At 58.0% G+C, this 14,481-nt stretch carries 12 protein-coding genes and 1 riboswitch; of the genes, 6 read left to right on the top strand and 6 right to left on the bottom strand.

The annotated features are described in order from the left end of the window. Positions 1–23 precede the first annotated feature (23 nt). Positions 24–1,313 (bottom strand): adenosylmethionine--8-amino-7-oxononanoate transaminase, encoded by a 1,290-nt coding sequence (gene bioA / locus Q1L34_RS18465; RefSeq protein WP_327204232.1) that lies wholly within the window; start codon positions 1,311–1,313, stop codon positions 24–26. An 85-nt stretch (positions 1,314–1,398) separates the two neighbouring features. On the opposite strand from bioA, the gene bioB reads away from it, so the two are divergent. The 4 genes from bioB to bioD are packed head-to-tail and all read left to right on the top strand — an operon-like array spanning position 1,399 to position 5,047. After that, on the top strand, positions 1,399–2,439 hold the full coding sequence (gene bioB, locus Q1L34_RS18460; RefSeq protein WP_004859760.1) for a biotin synthase BioB: 1,041 nt from the start codon (positions 1,399–1,401) through the stop codon (positions 2,437–2,439). Then, the gene (gene bioF, locus Q1L34_RS18455; RefSeq protein WP_064357232.1) at positions 2,436–3,593 is read left to right on the top strand and encodes an 8-amino-7-oxononanoate synthase; all 1,158 of its coding nucleotides are present in this window, start codon (positions 2,436–2,438) and stop codon (positions 3,591–3,593) included. Before bioB ends, bioF begins: the two co-directional genes overlap by 4 nt. Continuing rightward, positions 3,577–4,332, top strand: coding sequence for a malonyl-ACP O-methyltransferase BioC (gene bioC / locus Q1L34_RS18450; RefSeq protein ID WP_004859762.1), 756 nt, complete (start codon positions 3,577–3,579; stop codon positions 4,330–4,332). The genes bioF and bioC overlap by 17 nt, the downstream gene beginning before the upstream one ends. Then, a complete protein-coding gene (gene bioD / locus Q1L34_RS18445) occupies positions 4,325–5,047 on the top strand; it encodes a dethiobiotin synthase (RefSeq protein WP_004859763.1) in 723 nt (240 codons plus the stop codon). The genes bioC and bioD overlap by 8 nt, the downstream gene beginning before the upstream one ends. Here the strand turns inward: bioD and Q1L34_RS18440 are convergent. Then, a complete protein-coding gene (locus Q1L34_RS18440) occupies positions 4,989–5,711 on the bottom strand; it encodes an ABC transporter ATP-binding protein (RefSeq protein ID WP_004859764.1) in 723 nt (240 codons plus the stop codon). The two genes, bioD and Q1L34_RS18440, sit on opposite strands and share 59 nt — an antisense overlap. Before the next feature lie 737 nt (positions 5,712–6,448). On the opposite strand from Q1L34_RS18440, the gene uvrB reads away from it, so the two are divergent. Further along, complete coding sequence (gene uvrB / locus Q1L34_RS18435; protein ID WP_004859765.1) at positions 6,449–8,470, top strand: excinuclease ABC subunit UvrB; 2,022 nt, start codon at positions 6,449–6,451, stop codon at positions 8,468–8,470. Between the two features lie 235 nt (positions 8,471–8,705). On the opposite strand, the gene pmrB is transcribed toward uvrB, so the two are convergent. The 4 genes from pmrB to yvcK form a co-directional block, all read right to left on the bottom strand. After that, positions 8,706–9,797 (bottom strand): two-component system sensor histidine kinase PmrB, encoded by a 1,092-nt coding sequence (pmrB, locus tag Q1L34_RS18430; RefSeq protein WP_004859767.1) that lies wholly within the window; start codon positions 9,795–9,797, stop codon positions 8,706–8,708. Between the two features lie 4 nt (positions 9,798–9,801). Then, entirely contained in the window at positions 9,802–10,473 is a 672-nt protein-coding gene (gene pmrA, locus Q1L34_RS18425; RefSeq protein ID WP_004859768.1) for a two-component system response regulator PmrA, read from the bottom strand. Then, complete coding sequence (gene eptA / locus Q1L34_RS18420) at positions 10,470–12,116, bottom strand: phosphoethanolamine transferase EptA (RefSeq protein ID WP_064357231.1); 1,647 nt, start codon at positions 12,114–12,116, stop codon at positions 10,470–10,472. Before eptA ends, pmrA begins: the two co-directional genes overlap by 4 nt. 118 nt (positions 12,117–12,234) lie before the next feature. Further along, entirely contained in the window at positions 12,235–13,140 is a 906-nt protein-coding gene (gene yvcK, locus Q1L34_RS18415) for a uridine diphosphate-N-acetylglucosamine-binding protein YvcK (protein ID WP_004859770.1), read from the bottom strand. Between the two features lie 209 nt (positions 13,141–13,349). Then, a riboswitch (molybdenum cofactor riboswitch) is annotated at positions 13,350–13,488 on the top strand. On the opposite strand from yvcK, the gene moaA reads away from it, so the two are divergent. Further along, positions 13,476–14,465, top strand: a complete 990-nt coding sequence (moaA, locus tag Q1L34_RS18410) for a GTP 3',8-cyclase MoaA (protein ID WP_004859771.1) — start codon at positions 13,476–13,478, stop codon at positions 14,463–14,465. (Overlaps the previous riboswitch by 13 nt.) Positions 14,466–14,481 lie beyond the last annotated feature (16 nt).

Genomic DNA, 14,481 nt, shown 5'->3' with positions numbered 1-14,481 from the left:
TGTTGACGGCCAGTTTCTGCTACTTAATCGCGAAAAAATGTTTCGTTGAGCACCGCCGCGTTAACCGCCTGGGTCAGGCGCGTCAGCTGCAGCGGGGTAATCACGTACGGCGGCATCAGGTAAATCAGGCGGCCGAACGGGCGAATCCATACGCCTTGTTCGACGAAGAAGCGCTGCAGCGCGGCCATATTGACCGGGCGGCAAGTTTCCACCACGCCGATGGCACCCAGCACGCGGACATCGGCGACCAGCGGGGATTCCCGTGCCGGAGCCAGCTCGACATTAAGCTGCGCTTCAATCGCGGCGACCTGGCCTTGCCATTCGCCGCTTTCCAGCAGACGCAAACTTTCTGTCGCCACCGCGCAGGCCAGCGGATTGCCCATAAAGGTCGGGCCGTGCATAAAGCAGCCGGCTTCGCCGTCGCTGATGGTCTCGGCCACCGAACGGGTGGTGAGGGTAGCCGACAGCGTCATGGTTCCGCTGGTCAGCGCTTTGCCGAGACACAGAATATCCGGGGCGATATCCGCGTGTTCGCAGGCAAACAGCTTGCCGGTCCGGCCAAATCCGGTGGCAATCTCATCGGCAATCAGCAGAATGCCCTCACGATCGCACATCTTGCGGATGCGCTTCAGCCACTCAGGATGATACATCCTCATGCCGCCGGCGCCCTGTACGACCGGTTCGAGAATGACCGCCGCGATCTCATCCCGATGGGCCGCCATCAGGCGGGCAAACGGCACCATATCCCGTTCATCCCACTCGCCGCCAAAGCGGCTTTGCGGCGCCGGGGCGAACAGGTTATCCGGCAAATAGCCCTGCCACAAACTGTGCATGGAGTTATCCGGATCGCAGACCGACATCGCGCCAAAGGTATCGCCGTGGTAGCCGTTGCGGAAGGTGAGAAAGCGCCGCCGCGCTGCGCCTTTTGCCTGCCAGTACTGCAGGGCCATCTTCATGGCCACTTCCACCGCGACCGAGCCGGAGTCGGCGAGGAATACGCACTCCAGCGACTCCGGAGTCATCGCCACCAGCTGGCGGCACAGCGCCACCGCCGAAGGGTGGGTGATACCGCCAAACATCACGTGTGACATCTGGTCAATCTGCGCTTTCATCGCGGCGTTTAAACGAGGGTGATTGTAGCCGTGGATTGCCGCCCACCAGGATGACATTCCGTCAATCAGCTGCTCTCCGCCGGCGAGGGACAGCTCGCAGCCGTGGGCGGAAACCACCGGATAGACCGGCAGAGGAGAAGTCATGGAGGTGTAGGGGTGCCAAATGTGGCGCCGATCGAAGGCGAGATCGTCCGTTGTCATAAGTGACTTGTAAACCATTTTGAAAACATTTAGGTTTACGAGTATAAACCGAACCGACAATTAACAAAACCCTTTGGAGAGGCCAATGGCTCACCACGCACGCTGGACAATGTCGCAAGTTACTGAGTTGTTTAATAAACCATTGTTAGATCTGCTGTTTGAAGCGCAGCAGACCCACCGCCAGCACTTCGATCCGCGTCAGGTCCAGGTCAGCACGCTGCTGTCGATCAAAACCGGCGCCTGTCCGGAAGATTGTAAATATTGCCCGCAAAGCGCGCGCTACAAAACCGGTCTCGAATCGGAGCGTCTGATGGAAGTTGAGCAGGTGCTGGAGTCCGCGCGCCAGGCAAAAAATGCCGGATCAACGCGCTTCTGCATGGGGGCCGCCTGGAAGAACCCCAACGATCGCGATATGCCGTATCTGGAGCAAATGGTCAAAGGCGTCAAAGCGTTGGGGCTCGAATCCTGCATGACGCTCGGCACCTTGACCGACACCCAGGCGCAGCGCCTCGCGGGAGCCGGGCTGGACTACTACAATCACAACCTCGATACCTCGCCGGAATTTTACGGCAACATCATTACCACCCGCACCTATCAGGAGCGCCTGGACACCCTCGACAAAGTGCGTGACGCCGGGATTAAGGTGTGTTCCGGCGGGATCGTCGGCTTAGGCGAAACCGAGAAAGATCGCGCTGGCCTGCTGTTACAGCTGGCTAATTTGCCAACGCCGCCGGAAAGCGTGCCGATCAACATGCTGGTTAAGGTGAAGGGCACGCCGCTGGCCGATAACGACGATGTCGATGCTTTCGATTTTATCCGCACCATTGCGGTGGCGCGCATCATGATGCCGACCTCGTACGTGCGTCTTTCCGCCGGCCGCGAGCAGATGAACGAACAGACCCAGGCGATGTGCTTTATGGCCGGGGCGAACTCGATTTTCTACGGCTGCAAGCTGCTGACCACGCCGAACCCGGAAGAGGACAAAGACCTGCAGCTGTTCCGCAAACTGGGGCTTAACCCGCAGCAGACGGCGGTGCTGGAAGGCGATAACGAGCAACAGCAGCGTCTGGAACATGCGCTGAATAACCCCGATACCGAGGAATACTACAACGCGGCGGTGCTATGAGCTGGCAGCAACGCATCGACCAGGCGCTGAGCGAGCGGCGGCAGGCGGATGCATTCCGTCGCCGCCAGCCGGTGGCGCAGGGTGCCGGGCGTTGGCTTATCCGTGAAGATCGGCGCTGGCTGAATTTCTCCAGCAATGATTATCTCGGACTGAGCCAGCATCCGCAGATTATCGCCGCCTGGCAGCAGGGGGCGGCGCGTTATGGCGTGGGTTCCGGCGGATCCGGCCACGTCAGCGGTTACAGCGAGGCGCATCGTGAACTGGAAGAGAGCCTGGCGGACTGGCTGGGATATCCGCGCGCGCTGCTGTTTATTTCCGGGTTTGCCGCCAACCAGGCGCTGATTACCGCGCTGCTCGCCAGGGACGATCGCATCGTTGCGGATCGCCTGAGCCACGCCTCTTTACTCGAAGCGGCCAGCCTGAGCCCGGCGCAGCTCAGACGCTTTGCGCACAACGACGTGCAGCAGTTGAGTGAACTTCTCGGTAAGCCGCTGGCGGGGCAACAGCTGGTGGTGACGGAAGGGGTGTTCAGCATGGATGGCGATAGTGCACCGCTTCGCGATATTGCCCCAACGACCCGGGCGGCCGGCGGCTGGCTGCTGGTGGACGATGCGCATGGTATTGGCGTCGTGGGCGATGAAGGGCGCGGTAGCTGCCACGCGCAAAACGTCCGCCCGGAACTGCTGGTCGTGACCTTCGGTAAAGCCTTTGGCGTCAGCGGCGCGGCGATCCTGTGCGACGAGGCGCTGGCGGACTATCTGCTGCAGTTTGCCCGACATCTGATTTACAGCACCGCCATGCCGCCGGCCCAGGCGGTTGCGCTGAGCGCCGCGCTGGCGGTGATCCGCAGCGATGATGGCCGGCAGCGGCGGGAAAAACTGGCCAGCCGCGTGGCGCAATTTCGCGACGGTATGGCGGATTTTCCGGGGGAGCTGAGCGCCTCGACCAGCGCGATTCAGCCGCTGATCGTGGGTGACAATACGCGGGCGTTGCAGCTGGCGGCGCGCCTGCGTGAGCAGGGCTGCTGGGCGACGGCCATTCGTCCGCCGACGGTGCCGGCAGGCAGCGCGCGGCTGCGCCTGACGCTGACCGCGGCCCATGAGCCGACTGATATTACCCGTCTGCTGGAGGTGCTGCATGGCGGCGGTGAATAAACGGGCGGTGGCTGCGGCCTTTGGCCGGGCGGCCACCCACTATTCGCAACACGACGCGCTGCAGCGTTACAGCGCTGAACTGCTGCTGCGTCAGCTTCATGGCCGCCCCTTTTCAGCGGTCCTCGACGCCGGCTGCGGCCCCGGCAGCATGAGTCGCTACTGGCGCGAGGTCGGCAGTCATGTGACGGCGCTCGATCTCTCGGTTGAGATGCTGGCGCAGGCCCAGCGCAACGCGTGCGCGCATCGTTATCTTGCCGGGGATATTGAGTCGCTGCCGCTGGCCGATGCCTGCGTCGATCTGGCGTGGAGCAATCTGGCGGTTCAGTGGTGCGAGAGTCTGTCCGGCGCGCTCGATGAGCTGTGCCGGGTGGTGCGCCCCGGCGGTCGGGTCGCGTTCACCACCTTGCTGGCCGATTCGCTTCCCGAGCTGAATCAGGCCTGGCGCGCGATTGACACCCATCCCCATGCCAACCGCTTTCTCAGCGAACGGGCGGTGCGCGAGGCGCTGGCCGGGCGGCGAGCCGTTGGCGAGGTTCACGCCGTCAGCCTGCCGTTTGCCGATGCTCTGAGCGCGATGCGTTCGCTCAAAGGGATTGGGGCAACACACTTGCATCAGGGGCGCAGCGCGGCGCCGTTGAGCCGGGGAAAACTGCGTCAGCTGCAGCTGGCCTGGCCAAAACAGCAGGGCCAGTGCCCGCTGACGTACCATCTTTTTACAGGAGTCATTGAACGTGACTAAACGTTTTTTCGTCACCGGAACCGACACAGAAGTCGGTAAAACGGTCACCAGCTGCGCCCTGTTGCAGGCGGCGAAGCTGTCAGGTCTGAAGTGCGCGGGCTATAAACCGGTCGCCTCCGGGAGTGAGTTGACGGCGCACGGGCTGCGTAACGATGATGCGCTGGCACTCCAGCGCAATAGCGGTGTGGCGCTGAACTATGCGCAGGTCAACCCCTTTACCTTTGCCGAACCGACCTCACCGCATATCGTGAGCGCGGAAGAGGGGCGGCCGATTACCGGCGATGCGCTTTCTGCCGGGCTGCGTGAACTGGAGACGCTGGCGGAATGGGTGCTGGTGGAGGGAGCGGGAGGCTGGTTTACGCCGCTATCCGCGACGCTGAGTTTTGCCGACTGGGTACGCGACGAACGGCTGCCGGTCATTCTGGTGGTCGGCATTAAACTCGGCTGCATCAACCACGCGCTGCTGACGGCCCAGGCGGTACGTCAGGCCGGGCTGCCGCTGGTGGGCTGGATTGCAAACGACATCCAGCCGCCGGGTAAACGCCATGCGGAATATCTGGCGACCCTCAACGATCGACTTGCGGCCCCGTTGCTGGGCGAGATCCCATGGCTGGCGGACGCGTCGCGACGTGAAGATCTCGGCCAGTATCTGGATCTCAGCGCGCTGGATCGGGCGTCATCCACTGTGCCAGCAGCGGTTCATCCAGCTGGATAACGCGGCCTTGCGCCACGTTACGCCCGCGATGCAGCAGGCAAAAACGGTCCGCCACCCGGCGAATAAACGGCAGGTGCTGTTCCGCCAGCAGCACCGTTAAACCGATGTCGCGGTTCAGGCGCACCAGCAGGTCACCCAGCTTATGCACGAAGTGTTGTCCGCTGCCACGCGAAGGTTCATCAAGAATCAGCAGACGCGGCCGGACAACCAGCGCTCTCGCCAGCGCCAGCTGGTACTGGTCATCTTCTGACAACATCGCGGCTTTATGCTGACGTCGTGCGTAGAGCTCCGGGAAAAAATCGTAAATCTCCCCCTTTACGGCGCCGCCCGGGTTCCCTCCGGCGGCCAGCGCAATATGCAGATTCTCCTCCACGCTCAGCTGAGAAAAGATCCGCCTGTCCTGCGGGACATAGCCGATGCCAATAATCGAGCGGGAATGGGCGGAGAGCGGCGTGATATCGCAGGGCGGCGAGCCGATGTCATGCCAGGTCATACTGCCGCTGGCGACCGGAAGATGTCCGGTAATGCAGTTCACCAGCGTGGTTTTCCCCATCCCCTGGAGTCCCATCACACAGGTGCACTCCCCCGGCTGAAGTTCAAGGTCGACATTCCATAGCGTGTGCTGATTTCCGTAGTACTGATTGACTGCGCGTAGACTCAACATAGACGTTTTCTCCTGTTTGGGGATAGCGGGCGACATGAAGATTCTGCAAATCTCTTGCCAGGAAAAAGATGTTTCGGTTTTTTCCCGTACGGGCAGCTGCCGCGGGGCGGGGCGAAGGCGAGTCAGCGAGGCGGTTGCACTCTCCCGGTGCTAAGGGGTATGAAAAATGGTGCAGAAAGCAACAAAAAAGCAGGCACCCTTAGCTGATAAATATCAAAAATAATTCGATAATTTTTTTTAGGCGGTCGATTTTCACCGGCGGTCGATTTCTGCGGGGTGGCAGAAGGCATGGCCTGCAGACACTTATCCACTATTCCTGTGGATAACCTTGTGTATTAGAGTTAGAGAACTTGCGGTAAGCTAGAGATTACGCGGCCTGCGGCTGAATTGGCGCGAAACCCATCTTTTGTTTAATATCATTAAATATCAATTAGTTGAATAAAAGCAATGGCTGTAAGGAAAGTGTCACCTGATGCCACAAAAGATTCACCACCTTGCTTGACAAATGTTAAATGATAAATTTTTTTGGGGATAACCCTACTCTCTGGCGGATTATTCTGCAGGATGGTCTTTTTTTACCCCAAAACGACGCGCGCGCGGGCGATTTCAGGCACAAACAATAATAGAATACTGTTTTTATATCCAGTATTATTTATTGGCAAAAGTGAGCGTGAAGGGTAGAATTAAACACCTGCCGTATATCACCAGGCGCTTCATCCTTCTTCAGGGCCAGACATATGAGTAAAACGTTCACGCTGCATTCCGCATTCCGTCCTTCTGGCGACCAGCCGGAGGCTATCCGCCGCCTGGAAGAGGGGCTGGAAGATGGCCTGGCGCACCAAACGCTGCTGGGGGTGACCGGGTCGGGCAAGACGTTCACCATTGCTAACGTTATCGCCGATCTTCAGCGTCCGACGATGGTGCTGGCGCCGAATAAGACCCTGGCAGCACAGCTGTACGGCGAAATGAAAGAGTTCTTCCCGGACAATGCGGTGGAATATTTCGTCTCCTACTACGATTACTATCAGCCTGAAGCCTACGTGCCGAGCTCGGACACCTTCATCGAGAAAGACGCGTCGGTGAACGAGCATATCGAGCAGATGCGTCTGTCGGCGACCAAAGCGCTGCTTGAGCGGCGCGATGTGGTGGTAGTGGCTTCGGTATCGGCTATCTACGGTCTGGGCGACCCGGATCTCTACCTGAAGATGATGCTGCACCTGACCACCGGCATGCTGATCGACCAGCGGGCGATTTTACGCCGCCTGGCGGAGCTGCAGTATACCCGTAACGATCAGGCCTTCCAGCGCGGCACCTTCCGCGTGCGCGGCGAAGTGATCGACGTCTTCCCGGCGGAATCCGACGATATTGCGCTGCGTATCGAGCTGTTCGATGAAGAGGTTGAGCGGCTGTCGCTGTTCGATCCGCTCACCGGTCAGGTTGAATCGACGATTCCACGCTATACCATCTACCCGAAAACGCACTACGTGACGCCACGCGAGCGAATCGTTCAGGCGATGGAAGAGATAAAAGTCGAGCTGGCGGAGCGGCGTAAAGTGCTGCTGGAAAACAACAAGCTGCTGGAAGAGCAGCGCCTGAGCCAGCGTACCCAGTTCGACCTCGAAATGATGAACGAGCTGGGCTACTGCTCGGGCATCGAAAACTACTCGCGCTATCTTTCCGGGCGCGGGCCGGGCGAACCGCCGCCGACGTTGTTTGATTACCTGCCGGCAGACGGTTTGCTGGTGATTGACGAATCCCACGTCACTATTCCGCAAATCGGCGGCATGTACCGCGGCGATCGGGCGCGCAAAGAGACGCTGGTGGAGTACGGCTTCCGTCTGCCGTCGGCGCTGGATAACCGTCCGCTGAAGTTCGAAGAGTTTGAGGCGCTGGCGCCGCAGACCATTTACGTCTCGGCGACGCCGGGGCCTTATGAGCTGGATAAATCTGGCGATGAGGTGGTCGATCAGGTGGTACGTCCGACCGGGCTGCTTGACCCGCTGATTGAAGTGCGGCCGGTGGCGACTCAGGTCGATGACCTGCTGTCGGAGATTCGCATCCGCGTCGCCATCAACGAGCGCGTGCTGGTCACCACTTTGACCAAACGGATGGCGGAAGATTTAACGGAGTATCTCGAAGAGCACGGCGAACGCGTGCGCTACCTGCACTCCGATATCGATACCGTGGAGCGTATGGAGATCATCCGCGACCTGCGGCTGGGCGAGTTCGATGTTCTGGTGGGTATCAACCTGCTGCGTGAGGGGCTGGATATGCCGGAAGTGTCGCTGGTGGCAATTCTGGATGCCGATAAAGAGGGCTTCCTGCGTTCGGAACGCTCGCTGATTCAGACCATCGGTCGCGCCGCGCGTAATATCAACGGTAAAGCGATTCTGTATGGCGATAAAATTACCGCTTCGATGGCCAAAGCCATCAGCGAGACCGAGCGTCGCCGTGAGAAGCAGCAGCGCTATAACGAAGAGCACGGTATCACCCCGCAGGGGCTGAATAAAAAAGTGGTCGATATTCTGCAACTGGGCAGCAATCTGGCGAAGACGAAAGCCAAGGGCCGCGGAAAATCACGTTCGCCGGTTGAGGCGGATACGCCTGAGGTGCTGCTGACGCCAAAAGCGCTGCAGCAGAGAATTCACGAGCTGGAAGGGCAGATGATGCAACATGCGCAGAATCTGGAGTTCGAAGAAGCCGCGCAAATTCGTGACCAGCTGCATCAGCTCCGCGAGCTGTTTATTGCGGCGTCCTGATCCCGCAGGACGCGATGCGCTGCGCGTGGGGCCAGGCAGTGTGACGGGACGCCGATTTTTTGCTATTCCGCGGCGTTTTCTGGCTGGCTTAATGTCTGCTTAATCTTGCCAGGCGACACTATCCTCATTCTGATGAGGATAGTGTCATGCAAAAATTAACCTTCCGTGAGTCTCTGGCCCTTACCTGTGCGTTTGTTGTGGTTGTCGCTTTTGTCCATCAGTGGGTGCTGACGTTCTAACGCGAAGGCTTAGGAAACTGAATCCAGCCTCGAACGCCGGGGCCAGGCTGGCGGTTATGTAAGAAAAACTGGGCATCGTGCAGCTGAACGATGCGCGTCACAATACTTAATCCCAGGCCAATTCCCCCGTAGCGGCTGTCCATACGGACAAATGCTTTACTCAGCTCGCCGCTTTTCGCTTCATCAATCCCCGGACCTTCATCTTCCACGGCCATAACCGGCGTTGTACCGGCCTGTATGGCGATTTTTATCTTCGACCCTGCCGGGCTATAGCGATGCGCATTCTCCACCAGATTGCGCAGCACAACGCGCAGCAGCGTGGCATCACCGGAGACAACAACATCTTTGGCATCATCCCCCTCGGGGAGGGCGAGCGCCAGCGTCTGCTGGCGCTGTTCCAGCATGCTCTCCAGCTCACCGCGAATCGGTTCGACCACATCCTCTTTCAGCAGCACGCGCTGGTAGCTCCCGGCGGAAAATGACTGCCCGACGCGCGCCAGCTGCAGCAGCTGTGAGATGCTGTTGGTCATCTGATCCAGACGCTGGATCAGCTGACCCACCTCCACGTGGTGTACTTTCGCCATCAGTTCGAGATGCAGACGCAGTCCCGCCAGCGGGGTACGCAGCTCGTGCGCGACGTCAGCGGTGAACAGACGTTCGCGATCGAGGGTTAAGTTAAGGCGAGAAACCAGCTGGTTAATCGCTGTCGTCACCGCCGTCACTTCCGGAACCGACTCCGTCAGCGTAATCGGCTGCAGGTTATCCGGCGTACGGCTCTCCAGCTCAGTTTGCAGATTCGACAGCGGTCGGGTGATTTTTCTCACCGCCACCAGACTGATATACAGCGCCAGACCGACGATCAGCAGGCTGGGTATTAACAGACTCGCGACCGCCTCGCGCACTTCGTGTTCAACGTGCTTTTGGTTGTTATGCCCTTCGATGGCGCTCGCCACCAGCAGCTGAATCTGCTCTTTGCTTTCGTGCCATAACCAGAAAACGCTGATCAGCTGACAGACCACCAGAATAGTGCCGATCGTCAGCAGCAGACGGTGACGCATGGTCCAGGTTTCACTTGCGAACAGTGCCATGGCGTTATTCCGTTCCTGAATTGTTCACCAGCATATAGCCAAACCCCCTGACGGTACGAATACGGGCTTTACCCACTTTTTCGCGCAGGTTATGGATATGAACCTCCAGCGTATTGGTGGCGGGTTCATTGTCCCAGCTGTAGATATCGTTGTAGAGAATTTCACGGTGTACCGGGCTGCCCGCTTTCATCATCAGGCGAGAGAGCAGGGCGTACTCTTTCGGCGTCAGGTCCAGCGCCTCGCCGCCCAGCCACACCAGGCGACGAGTCATGTTCAGCCGCAGGTTGCCCACGGCCATTTCGTTGTCGCCCTGGTTATTATGGCGGCGGAGCAGCGCGCGGATGCGGGCGTTCAGCTCTTCCAGGGCGAAAGGTTTCACCAGATAGTCATCCGCGCCGGTGTCGAGACCGCTGATGCGATCTTCAACGGTATCGCGGGCGGTCAGGATCAGCACCGGCTGGCTGAATTTTTCCCGACGCATGCGCATCAGGAAGTGCAGGCCATCTTCATCCGGCAGGCCGAGATCGAGTACGATCAGGCTGTAATGGTTGCTGGCGAGGGACAGGGCGGCCTCGTGAGCAGTGGCGACGCCATCACAGACGTATCCCTCGCTTTGCATTGCCAGGATCAGGCCTTGTAACAGGAGTGCGTCGTCTTCAATGACTAAGATTTTCATCTGGCGGTCTCGCTTCTGCACGGCGTTAAAATATCATCGGTTGCCTGGTACTCGCGGGTATCGACCCCAAGGAGTCCGAGCAGGGTAGAAAACAGATTATCCTGAGAATAAGGGTCTGTTTTAGCTCTTTGTTGCAGACACTGGCTGGAAACGCCATAGCGCTGTTGGTAATCCTCGGACAACCAGAGCAGCATCGGCACATGTTTTTGCGTTTCCGGGGCGATTGACCACGGCAGGCCGTGTAAATAGACGCCATTTTCCCCCAGCGACTCACCGTGATCGGAGAGGTAAACGAGGCTGGTGGTGAATTTATCCTGCTTTGACTGCAATAATTTTATCGCTTTATCAACTATATAGTCGATATACAGAATTGTATTATCGTAGGTATTCGTCAGCTGCTGCTGGGTGCAGCTCTGGATTTCGTTGGTATCGCAGGTTGGGGTGAATTTTTTGAATTCAGCAGGGTAGCGATTGTAATACGTCGGACCGTGGCTACCGATGGTGTGCAGCACGATAATCCCGTCCTGCTGCAGATTATCGATGTAGCTCTCCAGATTATGGAACAACACTTCATCGTAACATTCGCCATCGATGCACTGGCCGGTCAGGTTCAGGTCGGTCACGTTCTGATGCGGGACGCGATCGCAGGCGCCCTTACAGCCGCCGTCGTTGTCGTTCCACAGCACCCGAATGCCGGCGCGTTGCAGGATGTCGAGAACGCCTTCCTGATGGTGGGCCAGCTCTTCATCGTAATGCGCCCGCGGCATATTGGAGAACATGCAGGGTACCGACACCGCGGTCGCCGTGCCGCAGGAGGTGGTATTCGCAAAGTAGATGACATCGTCTTGTTTGAGTCGCGGGTTGGTCTCGCGTTCGTAGCCGCCCAGCGAGAAATTCTGCGCGCGCGACGTCTCTCCCAGCACCAGAATGGTCAGGTTTTTGCGCGGGCCGCTGTGCATTTCGGGTTTTTGCACGGCATCTTCGCCAATGTTTACCAGCGGCAGGTTGTCCATCTTGTTGTGCGCATACCACGAGTTGATGGCAACGATGCTATTGGAGGGACTCAGGGATTTCACCAGCTCTTTATTGTTGCGAAAGACCGAGGCGTAATCTTTATAAAACAGCGCAGCGACCAGAACGATCAGCAGGGCCGACACGAGGATATTCAGCAGACGTACCGCGATGCTGCGCCACACTGTTTTGGCTTTACTGATTTTTATCCACCAGGCGAGGGCGACCATCAGAACACCGGACAGTCCCAGCGTCAGCACCATCTTACCGGACATCAGGGCGAAGCTTTCCGCCGGCGTGGTATCCAGAATGTTGGTAATCATGGCGCGGTCAATGACGACGCCGAAGGTCCAGATAAAATACTGGGCCGAGGCGCTCAGCAGAATAAACAGGCTAATAACGAGGCGGTCGAGCTTGAGGAAGGAGGCGAGCGTGGTGAGAATATTCATCACGCTGAAGGCAACCACCGGCATGCTGAGGAACACCAGCCAGTTGTGCAGGCTGTTTACCGGCAGCAGAGTGAACACCTGACGATAGAACGCGAGATTGAGCAGCAGCCCGACATAGAGGGCAAAAATAATCAGATAAACCGTACGGCTCATGACCGGCCGACGTAAAGTGAATAACGACATAGCAACAATCCTGGGACTAAGATAGTTGCCATGGTGCCACCTTTATTTTAAGACAACCTTAATATTTTAATATAAAGGTCTGGCGCGTCGTTACCCGCGCCTTCTCGCCTCCAGCGGGTTAACCTAAGGTCTGGATCGCTTTTTCCAGCGCGTTACGTAACAGCACCCGGTCGTGGCGATAGGGAACATCCGCGGCATCCAGCGGCGTCTGCACGATCGCCCGGTTTTCCAGACCGGTCGTATCGGTTTTCGGCCCAACAACGATGGCATCGATCACCCGCTTGCCAATATAGTGCTCCATAATCCCGACCCTGTCCGCCAGCGTCAGATTCGCCGCCGGGCTGTGTTCTTTGCCAAGATTGTCGATAAAGACCATTGTCGCCGGCGTTCGGCGCAGCGCCTGCGCCATCTCATCGAGCAGCAGAATCGGCAGCAGGCTGGTATAGAAACTTCCGGGGCCAATCAGGATTAAATCGGCTTCTGCGATAGCCTCTACCGCTTCGCGGGTCGCCGGCACCGGCGGGGAGAGCATCAGTTCCTTCGGCACGCGGGGCAGCTGGTCGATATTGACTTCGCCGTAGACTTCATGGCCTTCATGGTCAATGGCCATCAGATCTACCGGTTGTTCCGACATCGGGATCAGGAATGCGTCCACTTTTAGCAGATTTCTGATTAAATTGATCGCCTCTAAAGGCCGCACGCTCAGGTGATCCAGGGCCTTTAACATCAGATTTCCGAGGTTATGCCCGGAAAGTTCGCCATTACCGGAGAAACGGTACTCAAACATCGCCGAAGCAATGCTGGGTTCAGCGATCAGCTGGTTAAGGCAGTTGCGCATATCGCCCCAGGCAATGCCGCCTTCGGAACGGCGAATCCGCCCCGTGGAGCCGCCGTTATCGGTAGTCGTGACGATCCCGGTAAGACGTGATCCGAGCGATGAGAGTGATGACATCACCCGGCCCAGACCGTGCCCTCCGCCAAGTGCCACGACGCGATCCAGATCGGCGAACGTACGAGTGCGCATACACATTCCTTATCTCAATTAAACGGGCTCACAGTAACCGATCTACCCCTAAAAGACGATGCCCGGATCCTGACAAAATGACCGATATCAATGCAAAAGCCTGGTTTTTAGCTATTCTGTATCGAAAATGCACGATCGTGTCGATATATACACAATTATATAACGAAAGTGAGAATGGCGAAACTGCCGTTTCCGCGCTACTATCGGCATAAACCAGTTAACACTCTAGCCTCTGTGCCTGTGTCGCAAGATATGGTGCTTTGGCCGTGACAGCCTCGCTTGTCACCAGGGCGTGGGAAGAAATGACCGCGTCTCCCGTACTTGGAAAGGTGTATATGGCTTCACAGCTTACCGATGCATTTGCGCGTAAGTTTTATTACTTGCGCCTGTCAATTACCGATGTGTGTAACTTTCGTTGCACCTACTGCCTGCCGGATGGTTACAAACCCGGCGCGGTCACCAACAAAGGCTTTCTCAGCGTTGATGAAGTACGTCGCGTCACGCGCGCTTTCTCTGCGCTCGGCACCGAGAAGGTGCGGCTGACCGGCGGCGAACCCTCTTTGCGCCGCGACTTTGCCGATATCATCGCCGCCGTACGTGAAAACAGCGCGATTCGCCAGATTGCGGTCACCACCAATGGCTATCGTCTGGCGCGCGACGTCAGCCGGTGGCGTGATGCCGGACTGACGGCGATTAACGTCAGCGTTGACAGCCTCGACGCGCGCCAGTTTCATGCCATTACCGGGCAGGATAAATTTCACCAGGTCATGGACGGCATTGATGCCGCCTTTGCCGCCGGTTTTGAGAAGGTCAAGGTCAATACCGTGCTGATGCGCGATGTGAACCATCATCAGCTCGACACCTTCCTCGCGTGGATCCAACCCCGACGCATTCAGCTGCGCTTCATCGAGCTGATGGAGACCGGCGAGGGCAGCGACCTGTTCCGACGTCACCATATTTCCGGCATGGTGCTGCGCGATGAGCTGCTGCGTCGCGGCTGGATTCACCAAATCAGCCAACGCAGCGACGGCCCGGCCCAGGTCTTTTGTCACCCGGATTACGCCGGGGAAATTGGCTTAATCATGCCGTACGAGAAAGATTTCTGCGCCAGCTGCAACCGTCTCCGCGTCTCCTCCGTAGGCAAGCTGCATCTGTGTCTGTTCGGCGACGGCGGCGTGGATCTGCGCGACCTGCTTGTCGAGGACCAGCAGCAGGCGGCGCTGGAAGCGCGCATCTCCGAAGCATTAACCCATAAAAAACAAACCCATTTCCTGCATCAGGGCAACACCGGTATTACGCAAAACCTGTCGTATATTGGCGGATAATTCATTCTAAAGGAGC

The organism is Klebsiella ornithinolytica (genome assembly GCF_030505655.1).
GTDB lineage: Bacteria > Pseudomonadota > Gammaproteobacteria > Enterobacterales > Enterobacteriaceae > Klebsiella > Klebsiella ornithinolytica.
Note: the sequence above shows the minus strand (reverse complement) of the source record. Positions and strands in the feature narration are given on the sequence as shown.

Coding starts and splice junctions, on each gene's coding strand:
- bioA (WP_327204232.1), bottom strand. CDS start 1,313: ATGACAACGGACGATCTCGCCTTCGATCGGCGCCACATTTGGCACCCC.
- bioB (WP_004859760.1), top strand. CDS start 1,399: ATGGCTCACCACGCACGCTGGACAATGTCGCAAGTTACTGAGTTGTTT.
- bioF (WP_064357232.1), top strand. CDS start 2,436: ATGAGCTGGCAGCAACGCATCGACCAGGCGCTGAGCGAGCGGCGGCAG.
- bioC (WP_004859762.1), top strand. CDS start 3,577: ATGGCGGCGGTGAATAAACGGGCGGTGGCTGCGGCCTTTGGCCGGGCG.
- Q1L34_RS18440 (WP_004859764.1), bottom strand. CDS start 5,711: ATGTTGAGTCTACGCGCAGTCAATCAGTACTACGGAAATCAGCACACG.
- uvrB (WP_004859765.1), top strand. CDS start 6,449: ATGAGTAAAACGTTCACGCTGCATTCCGCATTCCGTCCTTCTGGCGAC.
- pmrB (WP_004859767.1), bottom strand. CDS start 9,797: ATGGCACTGTTCGCAAGTGAAACCTGGACCATGCGTCACCGTCTGCTG.
- pmrA (WP_004859768.1), bottom strand. CDS start 10,473: ATGAAAATCTTAGTCATTGAAGACGACGCACTCCTGTTACAAGGCCTG.
- eptA (WP_064357231.1), bottom strand. CDS start 12,116: ATGTCGTTATTCACTTTACGTCGGCCGGTCATGAGCCGTACGGTTTAT.
- yvcK (WP_004859770.1), bottom strand. CDS start 13,140: ATGCGCACTCGTACGTTCGCCGATCTGGATCGCGTCGTGGCACTTGGC.
- moaA (WP_004859771.1), top strand. CDS start 13,476: ATGGCTTCACAGCTTACCGATGCATTTGCGCGTAAGTTTTATTACTTG.